The organism is Streptomyces pseudoechinosporeus (assembly GCF_054783935.1).
The window spans coordinates 43343-61750 of the sequence record NZ_BAAGPS010000010.1; the positions used below are offsets into that span (position 1 = coordinate 43343).

12 protein-coding genes are annotated in these 18408 nt (G+C 69.7%); 3 read left to right on the plus strand and 9 right to left on the minus strand.

What is annotated here, in order from left to right; all coding sequences use genetic code 11:
• Nucleotides 1-2 precede the first annotated feature (2 nt).
• The 3 genes from ACYVO6_RS15375 to mshA are packed head-to-tail and all read left to right on the plus strand — an operon-like array spanning nucleotide 3 to nucleotide 3680.
• Nucleotides 3-1385, plus strand: a complete 1383-nt coding sequence (locus tag ACYVO6_RS15375) for an L-serine ammonia-lyase (protein ID WP_461061473.1) — start codon at nucleotides 3-5, stop codon at nucleotides 1383-1385.
• Between the two features lie 13 nt (nucleotides 1386-1398).
• Entirely contained in the window at nucleotides 1399-2322 is a 924-nt protein-coding gene (gene fdhD / locus ACYVO6_RS15380) for a formate dehydrogenase accessory sulfurtransferase FdhD (RefSeq protein ID WP_461061475.1), read from the plus strand.
• Between the two features lie 35 nt (nucleotides 2323-2357).
• A complete protein-coding gene (gene mshA / locus ACYVO6_RS15385) occupies nucleotides 2358-3680 on the plus strand; it encodes a D-inositol-3-phosphate glycosyltransferase (RefSeq protein ID WP_461061880.1) in 1323 nt (440 codons plus the stop codon).
• A 168-nt stretch (nucleotides 3681-3848) separates the two neighbouring features.
• On the opposite strand, the gene ACYVO6_RS15390 is transcribed toward mshA, so the two are convergent.
• From ACYVO6_RS15390 to ACYVO6_RS15430, 9 genes are all read right to left on the minus strand, one after another.
• Nucleotides 3849-4451 (minus strand): sarcosine oxidase subunit gamma, encoded by a 603-nt coding sequence (locus tag ACYVO6_RS15390; protein ID WP_461061477.1) that lies wholly within the window; start codon nucleotides 4449-4451, stop codon nucleotides 3849-3851.
• Nucleotides 4444-7785: a sarcosine oxidase subunit alpha family protein gene (locus tag ACYVO6_RS15395; protein ID WP_461061479.1), complete on the minus strand. Its 3342-nt coding sequence runs from the start codon at nucleotides 7783-7785 to the stop codon at nucleotides 4444-4446. Before ACYVO6_RS15395 ends, ACYVO6_RS15390 begins: the two co-directional genes overlap by 8 nt.
• A gap of 11 nt (nucleotides 7786-7796) precedes the next feature.
• Nucleotides 7797-9029 (minus strand): sarcosine oxidase subunit beta family protein, encoded by a 1233-nt coding sequence (locus ACYVO6_RS15400; RefSeq protein ID WP_461061481.1) that lies wholly within the window; start codon nucleotides 9027-9029, stop codon nucleotides 7797-7799.
• A 22-nt stretch (nucleotides 9030-9051) separates the two neighbouring features.
• Nucleotides 9052-9912 carry a bifunctional methylenetetrahydrofolate dehydrogenase/methenyltetrahydrofolate cyclohydrolase gene (locus tag ACYVO6_RS15405; RefSeq protein WP_461061483.1) on the minus strand — a complete coding sequence of 287 codons (861 nt, stop codon included), beginning with the start codon at nucleotides 9910-9912 and terminating at the stop codon, nucleotides 9052-9054.
• A gap of 22 nt (nucleotides 9913-9934) precedes the next feature.
• Nucleotides 9935-12373 (minus strand): GcvT family protein, encoded by a 2439-nt coding sequence (locus ACYVO6_RS15410; RefSeq protein WP_461061485.1) that lies wholly within the window; start codon nucleotides 12371-12373, stop codon nucleotides 9935-9937.
• 223 nt (nucleotides 12374-12596) lie between these two features.
• On the minus strand, nucleotides 12597-13574 hold the full coding sequence (locus ACYVO6_RS15415) for an ABC transporter substrate-binding protein (RefSeq protein ID WP_461061487.1): 978 nt from the start codon (nucleotides 13572-13574) through the stop codon (nucleotides 12597-12599).
• Between the two features lie 13 nt (nucleotides 13575-13587).
• Nucleotides 13588-15591, minus strand: a complete 2004-nt coding sequence (locus tag ACYVO6_RS15420; protein ID WP_461061489.1) for an ABC transporter permease — start codon at nucleotides 15589-15591, stop codon at nucleotides 13588-13590.
• The gene (locus tag ACYVO6_RS15425; protein WP_461061491.1) at nucleotides 15591-16679 is read right to left on the minus strand and encodes a quaternary amine ABC transporter ATP-binding protein; all 1089 of its coding nucleotides are present in this window, start codon (nucleotides 16677-16679) and stop codon (nucleotides 15591-15593) included. Before ACYVO6_RS15425 ends, ACYVO6_RS15420 begins: the two co-directional genes overlap by 1 nt.
• A 20-nt stretch (nucleotides 16680-16699) precedes the next feature.
• Entirely contained in the window at nucleotides 16700-18169 is a 1470-nt protein-coding gene (locus ACYVO6_RS15430) for an aldehyde dehydrogenase family protein (protein ID WP_461061493.1), read from the minus strand.
• Nucleotides 18170-18408 lie beyond the last annotated feature (239 nt).

Sequence of the window (18408 nt, forward strand, 5' to 3'; positions counted from 1 at the left end):
CCGTGGCCATCTCGGTCTTCGACCTGTTCTCGATCGGCATCGGCCCGTCCAGCTCCCACACGGTCGGCCCGATGCGCGCGGCACGCATGTTCGCCGCCCGGCTGAAGGAGGACGGCGTACTCGCCGAGACCACCACGGTCCACGCCGAGTTGTACGGCTCCCTGGGCGCGACCGGCCACGGCCACGGCACCCCGAAGGCTGTACTGCTCGGCCTGGAGGGCAACGAGCCGCACACCGTCGACGTCCTCCAGGCCGAGCACGAGGTCGAGCGGATCAAGTCGACCGGAAGGCTGTGGCTGTTGGGCGTCGAGATCGGCGATGCTCAGGAGATCGCCTTCGACTTCGACAAGGACCTCGTCCTGCACCGCCGCAAGACGCTGCCGTACCACGCGAACGGCATGACGCTCTGGGCGTACGACGCGTCCGGCGCCGAACTCCTCTCCAAGACGTACTACTCCGTCGGCGGCGGCTTCGTCGTCGACGAGGACGCGGTCGGCGCGGACCGGATCAAGCTCGACGACACGGCGCTCAAGTACCCCTTCCGCACGGGCGACGAGCTGCTGCGCCTGACGCGGGAGACGGGCCTGTCGATCTCCGCGCTGATGCTGGAGAACGAGCGGGCGTGGCGCACGGAGGAGGAGATCCGCGAGGGGCTTCTCGCCATCTGGCGGGTGATGCAGGCGTGCGTCGCACGCGGCATGTCCCGCGAGGGCATCCTGCCCGGCGGCCTGAAGGTCCGCCGCAGGGCCGCCGTCTCCGCACGCCAACTCCGGGCGGAGGGCGACCCGTTGGCCCACGCGATGGAGTGGATCACGCTGTACGCGATGGCCGTGAACGAGGAGAACGCGGCAGGCGGCCGAGTCGTGACCGCCCCGACCAACGGCGCGGCCGGCATCATCCCGGCGGTCCTGCACTACTACATCAACTTCGTGCCGGGCGCCGACGAGGACGGGGTGGTCCGCTTCCTGCTCGCCGCCGGAGCCATCGGCATGCTCTTCAAGGAGAACGCCTCCATCTCCGGCGCCGAGGTCGGCTGCCAGGGCGAGGTCGGCTCCGCCTGTTCCATGGCGGCGGGCGCACTCGCCGAGGTCCTGGGCGGCTCCCCCGAACAGGTCGAGAACGCCGCCGAGATCGGCATGGAACACAACCTCGGCCTCACCTGCGACCCCGTCGGCGGCCTAGTCCAGATCCCCTGCATCGAACGCAACGGCATGGCCGCGGTGAAGGCCGTCACAGCGGCAAAGATGGCCATGCGCGGGGACGGCTCCCACAAGGTGTCCCTCGACAAGGTCATCAAGACCATGAAGGACACCGGCGCCGACATGAGCGTGAAGTACAAGGAGACCGCGCGGGGCGGGCTCGCCGTCAACATCATCGAGTGCTGAGCGGAGCCCCGGCATGGGACGAGTCACCGAGCGTCGGCGTGTGCTGCGGATCCGGGAGGGTGCTGTCAGCGCCCGACCGGACACGCTGGTCGCCGAGGAACCGCTGGAGATCCGGCTTGGCGGCAGACCGCTGGCCATCACCATGCGGACGCCCGGTGACGACTTCGCGTTGGCGGCCGGTTTCCTGGTGAGTGAGGGTGTCCTCGGCCGGGCCGAGGAGCTCGCGGGCATCGTGTATTGCGCGGGTGCAACGGGTGGGGGCACCGCCCGCTCATGGGGGTCCCCCCGCTTGAGCGAAGCCGAGAGTGGGGGAGGAGCCGAGAGTGGGGGAGGATCGAACACCTACAACGTCGTCGACGTGCGGCTCGCCCCCGGTGTGGTGGTGCCCGACATCACGCTCGAGCGGAACGTGTACACCACGTCCTCCTGCGGTCTGTGCGGCAAAGCGAGCCTGGACGCCGTGCGGACCACCGCCCGCTGGCCGATCGTCGACACTCCGCCGGTGCGGGTCGGACCCGATCTGCTGGCTGCCCTCCCCGACCGGCTGCGGTCCGCGCAGCGGGTGTTCGACCGGACTGGGGGTCTGCATGCCGCCGGACTGTTCTCACCTGACGGCGAACTGCTGGACCTGCGTGAGGACGTCGGCCGACACAACGCCGTGGACAAGCTGATCGGACGCGCGCTCCAGTCCGGCGAACTGCCCCTGTCTCAGACCATCCTGATGGTGTCCGGACGGGCGTCGTTCGAGCTGGCCCAGAAGGCGGTCATGGCGGGCATCCCGGTGCTGGCCGCGGTCTCGGCTCCATCCTCCCTCGCCGTGGACCTGGCGGCGGAGACCGGACTCACGCTCGTCGGCTTCCTGCGCGGCACGTCCATGAACGTCTACGCGGGCGAGCATCGCCTGGTCCTGCGAGCACAGGAGGGACTCGCGAGGTGAGCCAGTACCGCCGACGCTGTCCCCGCCGCGTGGCGATGCTCAGCGTGCACACCTCGCCGCTGCACCTGCCCGGCACCGGCGATGCGGGCGGGATGAACGTCTATGTCGTCGAGCTGGCCAAGCGCCTGGCCGCCGCCGACGTCGAGGTGGAGATCTTCACCCGGGCCACCTCCGCCGCGCTCCCGTCCGTCGTCGATCTCGCGCCCGGCGTTCTCGTCCGGCATGTGGACGCGGGCCCTTACGAGGGCTTGGCCAAGGAAGACCTGCCCGCGCACCTGTGCGCCTTCATGGACGGTCTGATGCGGGCGTGGGCCAACCGGCGCCCCGGGCACTACGACCTGCTCCACTCGCACTACTGGCTGTCCGGCCACGTCGGCCGGCTCGCTGCCGCGCGCTGCGGCGTCCCGCTCGTGCACACCATGCACACCATGGCCAAGGTCAAGAACGCCTCCCTTGCCGTGGGCGACAGCCCCGAGCCGGCGGCCCGCGTGACAGGCGAGGCGCAGATCGTAAGGGCCGCCGATCGGCTCATCGCCAATACCGGCAACGAGGCGGCCGAGCTGATCCGCCACTACGACGCCGACCCCGCGCGGGTCACCGTCGTCCAACCGGGCGTGAACCTGGACCGCTTCCGGCCGGACGCCGCTGGCGTCGAGGCCGGCCGGGCCGCGGCCCGTATGCGCCTCGGGCTGCCGCCCGACGCGCTGATCCCGCTGTTCGCGGGCCGTATTCAGCCCCTGAAGGCGCCGGACGTCCTGCTGCTCGCGGTCGCCCGGCTCCTGGAAGAGCGTCCACAGCTGCGCGAGCGGCTCGTCGTGCCGGTGGTGGGCGGACCCAGCGGATCAGGTGTGACCGAGCCGGAGAGCCTGCAGAAGCTGGCGGCACGGCTCGGCATCTGTGACGTCGTCCTGTTCCGTCCGCCGGTCGGACAGGGCCGACTCGTGGACTGGTACCGGGCGGCGTCCGTCCTCGTCATGCCGTCCTACAGCGAATCCTTCGGCCTGGTGGCCCTGGAGGCTCAGGCCTGCGGCACGCCGGTGATCGCGGCCGAGGTGGGAGGTCTGCCGGTGGCCGTGCGGAACGAGGTGAGCGGTGTGCTCGTTTCAGGGCACCACCCCGCCGACTACGCGCGGGCCCTGGGCCGCTTCGCTGCCGATCCGGCGATCTCGGCCCGTATGGGTGAGGCGGCCGTCCGGCACGCCGGATCCTTCGGCTGGGACGCGGCGGCCTCCGCGACCGTGGACGTGTATACAGCGGCGATGTATCAACGACCGCGTTCACGCCCGCTGTTCGATGCCACCGGCGACCCGCATGCCGGTGTCACCGGCCGCGGTACCGGGCATGCGCACGCGGTGTGAACCTGCCGGACCGTTGAGGCGCGATGCGACCTGCCAGAGGTCTGGTCGGCCGCACAAAGTACCCCCGGTCACTCGGCCCCTGTTCCCGGGCGAGCGCACAGAGCGCTGTGGGAGCCCCCGAGCAGCGCCCACAGCATGGACGGTGCCCACCCCCGTCGAGGTGAGGGTTCAGACGTATTCCGTCGCCGCGTCAAGCAGCCAGTCCGCCAGATAGCCGGCGAAGGACGAGCGGACCAGTACCCAGAACCCGGCCCTGGGCTCGTCCCGGGCGACCAGGACGATCTGGGTGCGGCCCAGGGTCGTCTGGGCGCAGCGTCCGGGGCCGAAGGCACGCGGATGCAGGTCCAGCGAACAGCCGTGGGCCAGCAGGTCGCGGGCGCGACGGCCCGTGATGAGGAGCGTGGTGCGCTGGGCGGAGACGTCGGTGACGGAGACGGGCTCGTCCCCCGCGGCCTCCCGGATCCGGCTTTCCAGGTCCCGTTCGCTGCCGGGCGGGCCCACCAGCAGCCATTCGTCCGGGCCCAGCCACAACGCGGTCAGCTCCCCGGCACGTACGACGGTGTTCGGTTCGAGGGGCAGTGGGAGGTCCAGCGCGAGCCCGACGGCGTCCGCCGCTGTTCCCTTGGCGTCGAGGCGCACGTTGATCTGAGTCAGGAAGGGGAGTTCGGCCAGCCGGATCGCGCCCCCGGACGTACGCGTCGCGGCGGCCAGGCGGTCGGCGGCGTGCGACAAGGGGCTACGGAGCGGGGCGGTAAGGGCGGTGTCAGCCATCGCGGCGGGCTCCCTCGGGGTCGTAGAGGACGGGGCTTGCCACGGTCACCGGAACCAGCCGGTCGCCCAAGGGGGCATACAGCCTCTCGCCGACACGGTCCCGGCCGCCCTTGATCAGGGCGAGCGCGAAGGTCCGGCCGAGGGCGGCGCTGCGGTAGCTGGAGGTGACATGGCCGAGCATCGGGACGGGCGGCGCGGGCAGCACGCCGTCGGCGACCAGGTGGGTGCCCTCGGGGAGGAAGGTTCCCGGGTCCTCGGGGAGCAGGCCCACCAGGTGCTTGCGGTCGGGGCGGACGCTGTCGGCACGCGCGTACGAACGCTTGCCGATGAAGTCGGGCTTCTTCTTCGACACCGCCCAGCCCATCCCGAGGTCCTGAGGAGTGACGGTGCCGTCCGTGTCCTGCCCGATGATCGGGTAGCCCTTCTCCGCGCGCAGGACGTGCATGGTCTCCGTGCCGTACGGGGCGATGCCGTACGGAGCGCCGGCCTCGTACAGGGCCTCCCACAGGGCGAGGGCCTCCCAGGGTGACACGTTGATCTCGTAGGCCAGTTCGCCGGAGAAGCTGATCCGGCACACCCTGGCCTCGATGCCCGCGACGGTCGTCTCCCGCCACGCCATGAACGGGAAGTCGTCGTTGGTGACGGCCAGTTGGGGCGCGAGTGCGCCCAGGACGTCGCGGGAACGGGGGCCCACCAGGGCGACGGTCGCCCACTGCTCGGTGACCGAGGTGCAGCGGACGCGCAGTTCGGGCCACTCGGTCTGCAGCCACTCCTCCATCCAGTCGAGTACGGCGGCGGCGTTGCCCGTCGTCGTGGTGACCAGGAAGCGGTCCTGGGCGAGGCGGATGACGGTGCCGTCGTCGAAGAGCATGCCGTCCGGGCGGCACATGACGCCGTAGCGGATCATGCCGACCTTCAGGGTGCTCATCATGTTGGTGTAGAGCCGGTCGAGGAAGATGGCGGCGTCGGGGCCCTGTACGTCAATCTTGCCGAGGGTGGAGGCGTCCATGAAGGCCACGCTCTCGCGGGCCGCCCGGCACTCGCGCAGCACCGCGGCCTCCATGTCCTCGCCGTCCTGCGGGTAGTACCAGGGCCGCTTCCACTGGCCGACGTTCTCGAACAGGGCGCCGTGCTCGACATGCCACTCGTGCAGGGCGGTCGTCCGGATCGGGTCGTGCAGCGCTCCGCGGTCGCGGCCCGCGAGGGAGGCGAAGGAGACGGGTGTGTAGGGCGGCCGGAAGGTCGTCGTGCCGAGCGCCGAGATGTCCACGCCGAGCAGTTCGGCGACGACACCACTGGCCAGGACGCCGGAGGTCTTGCCCTGGTCGTTGGCGGTGCCAGCCGTGGTGTAGCGCTTGGTGTGCTCGACCGAGCGCATACCGGCACCGGTCGCGCGGGCCAGATCGTCGACGGTGACATCTCGTTGGAGGTCGACGAAACGGGGGGCGTCCGGGGCGCCGGGCACGACGTACACGTGCATGGGTGGCGTCTGCGGCTGTGCGGCCACCTCTGGGAGGCGAGGTGCCTCGGGGGTGTAGCCCTCGGCCTCGATGGCGCGGGCACCGGCGGCCGCGCCCTGTGCCAGGACCGCGGCCAGGTCGAGGACGCCGCTCGCGCTGCCCACGACCTCGACCGCCTGGCGGCAGGTGTCGGGGACGAAGGAGCCCAGCGCCTCGTCGTAGCGCAGTTTGCCGCCCGCCTGGCTGAACAGGTGTGCCACCGGGTTCCAGCCGCCGGAGACCAGCAGGAGGTCGGCGGCGAACTCCCGCTGTCCTGTGGACTCTCTGTACGGGGCGACGGTCACGGTGGTGAGGCGCGCGTCGCCTTCCGTGCCGGTGACGGCATGCCCGGCCAGCACCTCGATGCCGGCCGCCCGGGCACGCTCCGCCCACTCCCCCGGTTCGGGGCGCGTGTCGACGATCGCCGTGATGTCCACGCCCGCGGCGTGGAGGTCCAGCGCTGCCGCGTAGGCGCTGTCATTGGTGGTGAAGACGACCGCGTGGCGGCCGGGCAGGACACCGTGGCGGTTGACGTAGGTGCGGGCCGAGGCGGCCAGCATCACTCCGGGGCGGTCGTTGTCCGCGAAGGCCAGCGAGCGCTCGTGGGCGCCGGTGGCAAGGACGACGCGACGGGCCCGGATGCGCCAGACACGTTCGCGGGAGACGTTCTCGGGGGCCTCGGCGCCGAGGTGGTTGGTACGGCGCTCGACGGCGAGGAGGTGGTTGTCGTCGTAGTAGCCGAAGACGGTGGTCCGGCGCAGCACGCGCACCTCGGGTCCGGCTTCCAGTCGCCCGGTGGCCTCCTGCACCCAGTCGAACTGTTCGCCCGTGCCGAGGAGGCTACCGCCCGGCTCCGGTTGGTCGTCGGCGAGGATGACGCGTGCGCCGCTTTTCGCTGCCGCCGCTGCGGCCGCGAGGCCGGCCGGGCCTGCGCCGACCACGAGCAGGTCGCAGTGCGCGTGTACGGCGTCGTAGCGGGCCGGGTCCGGCTCGTTGGCGAGACGGCCCTGGCCGGGCAGGCTGCTCGCGACCAGGCCGTCGTAGAGCTCGACCGTTGTCGCGGGGAGCATCGGCTCGGGGAACGGGGCCTCGATCTGGACGACCGCGTTGGGTTCCTCGACGCCGGCCGAGAAGATGCCGCGGGGGCGGCCGAGCTTGATGCTGGTGCCGGCCTGGATGGCGCCGTTGGCGAGGAGGGCGGAGGCGAGGGTGTCGCCCTTGTAGCCCTCGTACTTGGTGCCGTCGAAGGTGAAGGTGAGGGGGGCGTCGCGGTGGACTCGGCCGCGGGTGGGGTGGCGGAACGGCTGGGTTTCCTTCCCCACCCCGCCCCTTCCCGTAACCAGGGGCCCGCCCCTGGACCCCGCTGGGGGCTCCGCCCCCAGACCCCCCGTATCGGCCTGAACGGCCTCGTCCTCAAACTCCCCCACTCTCGGCTTCTCCCCCACTCTCGGCTTCGCTCGAGCGGGGGGACCCCCATGAGCGGGGGGACCCCCACGACGGGCTGGTTGTGCCGGACTCGGCTGAAAAGTGCGCGGATGAGAAGTGACCGGACGTGACTCGACCGTTTCCGGGCGTTCCTCCCCCGTCCGGTACACCGCCAGGATCTCGTTCGTCGCCGTGTCCCGCACCGCGTTGAACCACTTGCGGCAGCCCGCCGCATGGCTCCACCGCTCGGCGAACGGGCCCTTCGGGTTGTCGCGGAAGAACAAATACCGGGCCCACTCCTCGTCGGTCAGAGCCGACGGGTCCTCCGGATACGGCACGTGGGCCTGGCCGCCGTAGTGAAACTCGGCCTCGTCGCGGGGCCCGCACCACGGACAGGGGATCAGCAACATGGTTCGGCTCCCTAGTGGGCCACCGCGGCCGCGCCGTGCTCATCGACGAGCGCGCCGGTGGTGAAACGATCGAGCGAGAAGGGGGCATTGAGGGGGTGAGGGGTGTCGTGGGCGATGGTGTGGGCGTAGACCCAGCCGACGCCCGGGGTGGCCTTGAACCCGCCCGTGCCCCAGCCGCAGTTGAGGTAGAGGTTGTCGACGGGAGTGAGTCCGACGATCGGCGAGGCGTCAGGGCTGACGTCGACGATGCCGCCCCAGGTGCGCAGCACGTGGGCGCGGGCGAAGACCGGGAAGAGCTCCAGGGCGGCCGACATCTGCTCTTCGATGATGTGGAAGGCACCGCGCTGGGTGTAGGAGTTGTACGCGTCGATGCCTGCGCCCATCACCAACTCGCCCTTGTGCGCCTGGCTGACGTACACATGGACCGCGTTGGACATGACGACCGTCGGGTGCACCGGCTCCAGGAGTTCGGAGACCAGGGCCTGCAACGGGTGGCTCTGCAGCGGCAGTTCGATACCTGCCATGGCGGCGAGGACCGAGGTGTGGCCTGCCGAGCAGAGCGCCACCTTGCCGGCGGCGATCGGGCCGAGCGTGGTCTGTACGCCGACCACCCGGCCGCCGACCAGATCCAGTCCGGTGACCTCGCAGTTCTGGATGATGTCGATGCCGGCGGCGTCCGCTGAGCGGGCCAGGCCCCACGCCACGTGGTCGTGCTTGGCGATGCCGGCCCGTGGCTGGTAGGTGGCGCCCAGGACCGGATAGCGCACGTCCGGGGAGATGTTGACGATCGGGCAGACTTCCTTGACGCCATCCGCGTCCAGCCACTCCGCGTCCACGCCGTTCAGGCGGTTCGCCTCCACCCGGCGCACGCTGTCGCGGACGTCCTGGAGGCTGTGGGCCAGGTTCAGCACGCCGCGCTGGGAGAACAGGATCGGGTAGTCGAGTTCGTCCGCCAGTCCCTCCCACAGCTTGAGGGCGTGCTCGTAGATGCCGGCGCTCTCGTCCCACAGGTAGTTGGAGCGGATGATGGTGGTGTTGCGGGCCATGTTGCCGCCCGCGAGCCAGCCCTTCTCCAGTACGGCGACGTTGGTAATGCCGTGGTTCTTCGCCAGGTAGTGGGCGGTGGCGAGGCCGTGTCCGCCGCCGCCCACGATGACGACGTCGTACGACCGCTTCGGCTCGGGCGTGCGCCATAGCCAGTCGGGGTGCTCGGGGAGCTCGGCGCCGGGGATGCGGGGGCTCATCGGATGTCTCCGTTCAGCGCGTTCATACGGTGTTCGCGTTTCTCTCGGCGGCCTCGACGACATTGGCGAGCAGCATGGCCCGCGTCATGGGTCCCACGCCCCCGGGCATGGGCGCGAGCCATCCGGCGACCTGGGCGGCGTCAGGGTGCACGTCGCCGACCAGCCCGTGGCCGGTGCGGGTGATGCCGACGTCCAGGACCGCCGCGCCGGGGCGCAGCATGTCCTTGGTGATCAGCCCCGGCGAACCGGCGGCCGCGACCACAATCTCCGCCTCGCGTACGTGCCAGGCCAGGCCCTTGGTGCCGGTATGGCACAGGGTGACAGTGGCGTTCTCGGACCTGCGGGTGAGCAGCAGTCCGATGGGACGTCCGACGGTGATGCCGCGGCCGATCACGCACACCCGTGCTCCGGCGAGGGGCACGTCGTGGCGGCGGAGCAGTTCGACGACTCCGCGCGGGGTGCACGGCAGTGGGGCATCGACGCCGAGGACGAGTCGGCCGAGGTTGACGGGATGCAGGCCGTCGGCGTCCTTGGCCGGGTCCATGCGTTCCAGTACGGCGCCCGCGTCCAGGTGGCGCGGGAGCGGGAGCTGGACGATGTAGCCGGTGCAGGCCGGGGCGGCGTTGAGTTCGTCGATGACGTCCTCGACCTGCCGCTGGGTGGCGTCGGCGGGCAGTTCCCGGCGGAGCGAGGCGATGCCCACCTGCGCGCAGTCCCTGTGCTTGCCTGCCACGTAGGCACGACTGCCGGGGTCGTCGCCGACGAGGACCGTGCCGAGCCCCGGCGGGCGGCCGCCGTTTGCGGTCAACTTGGCCACGCGCTCCGCGAGTTCGCGGCGGATCTCGGCGGCGGTGGCCTTGCCGTCGAGGAGTTGTGCGGTCACCGGCGGTACCTCTTCTCCACAGTCAGCCACGGAGGCGGGACATGGTCGGGTCGAACAGGGGCTCCTCGGCGACGACCGCCTCGACGCGCTGGTCGAAGTAGCCGATGTGCACGGTGGTGCCGGGGGTGGCGAGCTCCGCGGGGAGCCACGCGTAGGCGATGCCCTTGCCGATCGTGTAGCCGTAGGCGGCGCTGGTGACGTAGCCGACCGCGCGGTCGCCGTCGTACACCGGTTCCTTGCCCATGACGACCGACTGGGGGTCGTCGATGGTGAGGCAGGTCAGCTTCCGCCGTACGTCGGCCTTTCGGCGTTCCAGCGCGGCCTTGCCGATGAAGTCGTCCTTGTCGAGCTTGACGGCGAAGCCGACGCCGGCCTCGTAGGGGTCGTGCTCGTAGGTCATGTCGGTGCCGAAGGAGCGGTAACCCTTCTCCAGGCGGAGGCTGCTGAAGGCGCCGCGGCCGGCGATGATGCCGCCGAGCGGCTCGGCCGCCCGCCACAGCGTGTCCCACAGCTTCTGGCCGAGGTCGGCGGTGGTGTACAGCTCCCAGCCGAGTTCACCGACGTACGACAGGCGCATGGCGGTGACGGGGACGCTCCCGATGTGGGCGCGCTTGGCGCGGAAGTATTTCAGGCCGTCGTTCGAGAAGTCCTGGTCGGTCAGGGGCTGCAGGACCTCGCGGGCGAGCGGTCCCCACAGGCCGACGCAGCAGGTGCCGGGGGTGATGTCGCGTACCTGGACCGTGCCGTCGGCGGGGAGGTGGCGGGTGAACCAGTCGAGGTCCAGGTTGCCGTTGGCGCCGACCTGGAAGAGGTCGCGGGCGAGGCGGGCGACGGTGATATCGCTGCGGATGCCGCCGTCGTGGTCGAGGAGCAGGGTGTACGTCACCGAGCCGACGGACTTGGCCACCTTGCCGGTGACCAGCCGCTCCAGGAACGCGGCGGCACCAGGGCCGCTGACCTCCAGCCGCTTGAGGGCCGTCATGTCGTACATCGCGACGGTCTCGCGGGTGACCTGCGCCTCGGCACCGACAATGGGCGACCAGTACTGCGCCGCCCAGTCGTTGGGGGTGGCGATGGAACGGCCTTCGACCAGCCCCGCGTTGGCCTCGTACCACTGCGGGCGCTCCCAGCCGTTCGCCTCCAGGAAGAAGGCACCCAGCTCCTGCTGGCGGGCATAGAACGGGCTGGTGCGGATCGGGCGTGGGTCCCCCGACGGCTGCAGCGGGTGCAGGATGTCGTAGACCTCGACGAAGTTCTGGCAGTCGCGGGCCAGGACGTACTCCGGGGACAGCTGGTGCGGCTCGAAGCGATTGACGTCGCACTCGTGCAGGTCGAAGGAGGAGCAGTAGCCGTCGACCAGCCATTCGGCCATGGCCCGGCCCACACCCGCGGAGTGGGTGACCCAGACCGCCTCGGCGACCCAGAAGCCCTTGACATCGGGGGACTCACCGAGGAGCGGATTGCCGTCGGTGGTGAAGGAGAACAGGCCGTTGATGCCCTCCTCGACCTTGGCCTCCTTCGTCACGGGGAGCAGCGACTGGGTCTCGATCCAGGCGTCCTCGAAGTCCTCTTCCGTGAACTTCAGGACCGAGGGCATCTCCTCGGCCTCGTCGACGGAGAGGATGTCGTCGGCCGAGATGGGCAACGGGCGGTGGCCGTAGTAGCCGATGCCGATGCCGTCGAAGCGGTCGCGGTAGTAGAGGTCGGCGTCCTGGTGACGCAGGATCGGGCGCACCGCCTCCTCGGTCTGGCCGGCGAGGGCCGGTACCGGGCCGGTCCAGGCGAGCTGGTGGGCGAGCGGGGTGAGCGGGAGGTTCATGCCGGCCATGCGGGCGATCTTCGGGCCCCAGATGCCGGCGCAGCACACGACGATGTCGGCGGGGATCTCGCCCTGGTCGGTCAGGACGCCGGTGACGCGGCCCTCGCTCTGCTGGACGTCCAGGACCTCGTGGCGGGCGAGGAAGCGCACGCCGCGCTCGGTGGCCCGGCGGATCTGCGCCTCGACGGCGAGGACGGCCTTGGCGAGGCCGTCCGTGGGGACCAGGAGGCCGCCGAGGACCCTGTCCCGGTTCACCAATGGGTGCTGTTCGACGCACTCGTCGGCGCTCAGCAGCCGGGCGTTGATGCCCCAGGCGGTGATCCAGCCGTGGCGGCGGCGCAGTTCCGCGAGGCGCTCGGGGGTGGTCGCCACTTCGAGGCCGCCGACCTGCAGGAAGCAGGGCTTGCCGTCGACGTCGAGGGAGCAGAACTTCTCGACGGTGTAGCGGGCCAGTTCGGTCATGGTCTTGGAGGCGTTCGTCTGGAAGACCAGGCCCGGGGCGTGCGAGCTGGAGCCCCCGGTGACGGGCAGCGGGCCCTGGTCGACCACGGTCACTTCGGTCCAGCCTCGCGCGGAGATCTCGTCCGCGAGTGCCGCGCCAACGACGCCCGCTCCGATGATGACCACTCGGGGTCCCGCCATCGCCGCACCTCCGGTGTGAAAACCAGTCCAGCCGGTTTAGTTGCTGTCTACGCAACATGCTCCAAGTTGCGCAACTCAATGTGCCTGGCGTGCAGGTGGGTGTCAAGAGGGTCCGGGACGTCGGAAAACGGGCCGGAACACGGCAATGCCCGGTGGGCGGAGCACACAGGTGCGCTCCGCCCACCGGGCACGTTCGACCGGCTTCCGACTCCGCCTTCCGGGGTTACTTGAGCCAGGTATCCACCTTGTCGCGGTTGGCCTCGACCCACTTCTTCGCCGCCGCCTCGGGGGTCATCTTGTCCACCGCGATGTACTTCGCCACGACGTTCTGGTCATCGTTCGTCCAGGTGAAGTTCTTCACCAGGTCATAGGCCGGGCTGCCCGACTCGGCGAACTTCTTGCTGACGATCTTGTCGAGCTTGTACACGGGGTAGTCGCATGCGACCTTCTCCGCGTCGGCGTCGCAGCCCTCCTTGTACTCGGGCAGCTTGACCTTGACGAGCGGCACCTCGGACATGAACCACTGCGGCTCGTAGAAGTAGCCGATCATCCATTCCTTGTCCTTCTCCGCCTTGCGGAAGGCCTGGATGAGCGCGGTCTCGCTGCCCGCGTACACGACCTTGAAGTCCAGCTTCAGGTTCTTCACCAGGGCCTCGTCGTTGGTGACGAACGACGGGTCACCGTCGAGGAGTTGCCCCTTGCCTCCCGACTCGGAGGTCTTGAACTCGGCCGCGTACTTGTTGAGGTTCTTCCAGTCGGTGACTTCCGGGTGCTCCTTGGCCAGCCATGGCGGCACGTACCAGCCGATGAGGCCTTCGTTGCCGGTCGGGCCGGCGTCGACGGCGGTCTTCTGGTCGGTGATGTACTTCTTCTTCAGGTCGTCGTGACCCCAGTTCTCGATGACGGCGTCGACCTCGCCCGTCCCGAAGCCCTGCCAGGCGATCTCTTCCTTCAGGTCCTTCTGGACCACCTTGCAGCCGAGGTCCTGCTCCGCGACGTAGGCGACGACCGCCGCGTTCGCCTCGTAACCCACCCACGGGTTGACCGCGAGGTTGAAGGTGCCGCACTTGCCGGAGCCGCCAGAACTGTCGGACCCCGAGGAGCTGTCCTCGACCGTCGCACCGCCGCAGGCGGTGAGGGTGAGGCCGAGGGCCGCTATGCCGGCCGCGCCGACTCTCCACTTGCTTGCTTGCCTTGCCATGGTCAGTTGCTCCTTATGCGCCGCTGGTACGCCGCGCCGCTGCCTGAGTGATCCGGTCGAACATGACTCCGAGAAGGACGATGGCCAGCCCTGCGGCGAGCCCTTTCCCGTACAGCTGTCCCTGCGAGAAGCCGGCCACGACGTCGTAGCCGAGGGCGCCCGCGCCTACCAGGCCGCCCACAACAACCATCGACAGCACATAGATCAGGCCCTGGTTGGTGGCGAGGGTCAGGGCGCTGCGTGCCATCGGGAGTTGAACCTTGGTAATGATCTGCCAGGTGTTGCACCCGGCGGAGGTGGCCGCCTCCACGGTGGTCTCGGGGACGTTCCGCACCCCGTCCGCGACGATCTTGATCGCGACGGGTGTCGCGTAGACCACTGCGGCGACGATCGCGGTGAAGCGGGTGGCGCCGAACAGCGCGAGGAACGGCACCAGATAGACGAACGGCGGCATGACCTGGGCCGCGTCGAGCGTGGGCCGCAGTACCCGGTCCACCCGCAGGCTGCGTCCCATCCACACCCCGAAGCCGATGCCGAACGCCATCACCAGCACGGTGGCGACGACGGTCGACGCCAGCGTGGTCATGCTGTCCGACCACAGGCCCGTGCCGACCAGCAGGCCCACACAGATCGCCGCGGTGAGCCCGGCGCGCCAGCCGCCGAGAACCACTCCGAGCCCGATCAGCGCCGCGCCGACCAGCCACCACGGGGAGTCGGTGAGCAGTGTCTGGAAGGGGTTGAGCAGGCCGTTGGTGAGGACGTCGCGGAAGGCGTTGGTGAGGCCTGACAGGTTGTCCTGCGTCCAGGTGGTCGCGGTGTCGGCGGCCCGGGCGATGGAGCTGCCGATGTCGCCCTCGCCGGGGAACTCCGCCGCCCACAGATAGGTGTGCGACATGTAGATCAGGACTGCGGTGGCCACCGCTCCCGCTCCCAGCAGTGGCCGCCGCCAGGTGAGGAAGCGGCTGCCGGAGCGCCGGGCCGGATCCTCTCGTCCGCTCGCCGCGGTCGTGACCCGGTCCAGGACGATGGCCATGACGACGATGGCGAGCCCCGCGTTGAAGGCCGTACCGACGTCGAGCGACTGCAAGGCTTGGACGACGGTCTTGCCGAGGCCGGGCGCGTCGATCAGGGCCGCGATGGTCACCATGGCCAGGGCGGCCATGATGGTCTGGTTGACGCCCATCACCACGGTCCGCTTGGACATCGGCAGCAGGACCTTGAGCAGCGCCTGCCATCGTGTCGCACCCAGCGAGTCGGCCGCCTCGACGGTCGTCTCCGGTACGGAGCGGATGGCGTGCGCGGTGATGCGGATGGCCGGCGGTGCCGCGTAGATCAGGGTGGCGATGGTGGCGGAGGCCGGACCGATGAGGAAGAACAGGGTCAGGGGCGCCAGGTAGACGAAGGTCGGCATCGTCTGCATGAAGTCCAGGAAGGGCGTGATGATCCGGTTGACCCGGTCGGACAGCCCCGCCCACACGCCCAGCGGGATCGCGAACAGCAGCGCCACGAACACCGCGGAGAGGGTGAGCGCCAGGGTGTCCATGCTCTCCTGCCACAGGCCCTGCAGCCCGAGGAAGGTGAAGCCGGCCACGGCCAGCAGTGCGACCCGCCAGTTGCCGACGGCCCAGGAGACATAGCCGGCGATGCCTACGACGCCCAGCCAGCCGATCTGCGGAACCGGGCGGCCCTCGGGCGGCTGGGAGATCAGCCCCTGGATGAAGGTCACCAGGTTGTCGATGACCAGGCGGATCTCGTTGAAGAAGTAGAGGAACAGGGGGTTGGAGTTGCGGTTGGCGCCGATCGAGTCGTTGACGTCGTTGAACCAGCGGTGCAGATCGGTGAGGTCCGCCGCCGCCAGGGTCAGGGTGTGCTTGCCGCGCAGCACGGCGAACAGCACCAGCCAGACGACCAGGATCGCGGCGACCACCATGCGCCGGCTGACCCTGCGTACGGCCACGACGGGCGCGGTGGATTCCACGGCCTCCGTCTTCTCGGGTTTCTCCACGACGACGGTCATCACATGTCGCCTTCCTGCCCGGCGACCACCGCGAGGATCTCCTCGTCGCCGACGATGCCGAGCAGCTTGCCGTTCTCGACGACCTTGACCGGCTTCTCGGCCACCAGCACTGCCCGGGTGGCCTCCTTCACCACGACGTCCGGGCCCATCTCGGGGCCGTCCAGGGCGTCGCCGTCCGCCGGCGGCCGCATGATCCATCGCAGGGTGAGCACATCGCCGCGCGGCACGTCCTTGACGAACTCGCGCACGTAGTCGTCGGCAGGGGCGCCGACCAGTTCGTCGCCCGTGCCGCACTGGACCGTCTTGCCGTCGCGCATGATCAGGATGCGGTCACCCAGCTTGAGCGCCTCGGAGAGGTCGTGGGTGATGAACACCATCGTCTTGCCGACCTCGTGATGCAGACGGATGACCTCGTTCTGCATGTCACGGCGGATCAGCGGGTCGAGTGCAGAGAACGGCTCGTCGAAGAAGAGCACGTCTGGATCGCCGGCCAGGGCCCGGGCGAGGCCCACGCGCTGCTGCATACCGCCGGAGAGCTGGTCGGGGTAGGAGTGCTCGTAGCCGGCAAGGCCGACCAATTCGACGACCTCCAGGGCCCGCTTGGTGCGCTCGGCCTTGCCCATGCCGCGGATCTCCAGCCCGAACGCCACGTTGTCGACGACGCGACGGTGGGGCAGCAGACCGAAGTGCTGGAAGACCATGGAAAACTTGCGGCGGCGCAGCTCGCGCAGACGCTTGTCGTCCGCGCCGCGGATGTCCTCGCCCTCGAAGACGACCTCACCGGCAGTGGGTTCGATCAACCGGGTCAGACATCGCACCAGCGTGGACTTGCCGGAGCCGGACAGGCCCATGACGACGAAGACCTCGCCGGGCGAGACCTCGAAGTTCACGTCGCGTACGGCGGCCGTGTTTCCGGTGCGGTCCATGAGCTCGCGGCGGGTGAGCCCGCACAGCTCCTCCGACTCCGGTACCTGCTCGGCTTTCGGTCCGAACACCTTCCACAGCTTGCGCACGGATATGACCGGCGTGCTGTCCGAGTCCTGGGGCGTGCCGCGCCGCTGCGGCGCCTCGGTCTGTGTTGGGGTCACGATCGACCTCTCTTCGGCGTTCAGCCGCGGAACCAGTGCTGCGGCCGGGGTTGGATGTTCTGCCAGATGTGCTTGGGCTCTCGGTACTCGTCCAGGCCGGTCGGTCCCAGCTCCCGGCCCACGCCCGAGTGCCCGAAGCCACCCCATTCCGCTTGCGGCACATAGGGGTGGTAGTCGTTGATCCACACCGTGCCGTGACGCAACCGCCGGGCGACCCGCTGGGCCTTGCCGCCGTCCTGCGTCCAGACGGCTCCCGCGAGTCCGTACTCGGTGTCGTTGGCGATGCGTACGGCGTCGTCCTCGTCGGTGAAGCGCTCCACGGTGAGCACGGGCCCGAAGGACTCCTCGTGCACCACGCGCATGCCCTGTCGGCACTCGTCGAGGACGGTCGGCGGGTAGTAGTAGCCGTTCGCCAGGGCGGGGTCGTCCGGCCGTTCACCGCCGCAGCGCAGTACGGCGCCCTCGGCGAGGCCTGCCGCCACGTACGCCTCGACCTTCCCCAGATGCTGGGCGGAGATCAGCGCTCCGGTCTCGGCCTCGGGGTCGAAGGGGCCACCGAGGCGGATCTGCCGGGCGCGGCGGACGACCTCGTCGACGAAGGCGTCGTGCAGGGAGTCCTCGACAATCAGGCGGGCACCGGCCGAGCAGACCTGTCCGGAGTGCAGAAAGACGGCCGTGAGGGCAAAGTCCACGGCCGTCTCGAAGTCGGCGTCGGCGAAGACGACGTTGGGGTTCTTGCCACCCAGCTCCAGCGCCACCTTTTTCACGGTCGCCGCGGCCGTGGCCATGATCCGCTTCCCGGTCTGCAGGCCTCCGGTGAAGGAGACCATGTCGACAGCGGGGTCTTCGGAGAGTGGTGCGCCCACTTCGGGCCCGGCGCCCAGAACGAGGTTGGCGGCGCCGGCGGGGAGACCGGCCTCCTGAAGTGCCTTCATCAGCAGGATCGAGGTGGATGGGGTGAGCTCGCTGGGTTTGAGGACGATGGTGTTGCCCGCGAGGAGGGCCGGGGCGACCTTCCAACTAGCCTGCAGCAATGGGTAGTTCCAGGGAGTGATCAGTCCGCACACGCCGATCGGCTCGTATACGACGCGACTTACGGCGTCGTCGCGGCCGGTGTCGATCACGCGGCCGGCATCGGTGCCCCCGAGCCCGCCGTAGTAGCGGAAACAGGAGACGACGTCGGCGATGTCGTACTCGCTCTCCACCAGCCGCTTGCCGGTGTCCAGCGATTCGGCGCGGGCGAACTCCTTGGCGTCGCGCTCGATGAGGTCGGCGGTGCGCAGCAGCAGCGCGCCGCGCTCCCGCTCCGGGGTACGCGGCCAGGGCCCCTCGTCGAAGGCACAGCGGGCCGCGGCGACAGCCTCCTCGGTGTCGGGACGACTCCCTTCCGAAACGGTCGCGGTGAGCGTGCCGTCAGCGGGACAGCGGATCTCGCGGTGGCCTCCGGCCAGGGGTTCCCGCCACTCACCGTCCACGTACAGATCTGCCACGCGCCCAGCCCTTCAGCCGCAAATCGTTGCGCATCATGCATCCAATTGCTCGTGATGGAACACCATGGCGAATGCGCACACACGCGTCAAGGGGCTGACGGATGACGATTCTGCAAGGGGCCACCAGGCCCTTCTCTCTTGGCCGAGGCCCCCTGCCAACCTGCGTCAGGTTGCACATCGCTCACCAAGTTGCACAAAACGCACCGATGGTTTCCGATCCGAACGCGGATATGGAAAAT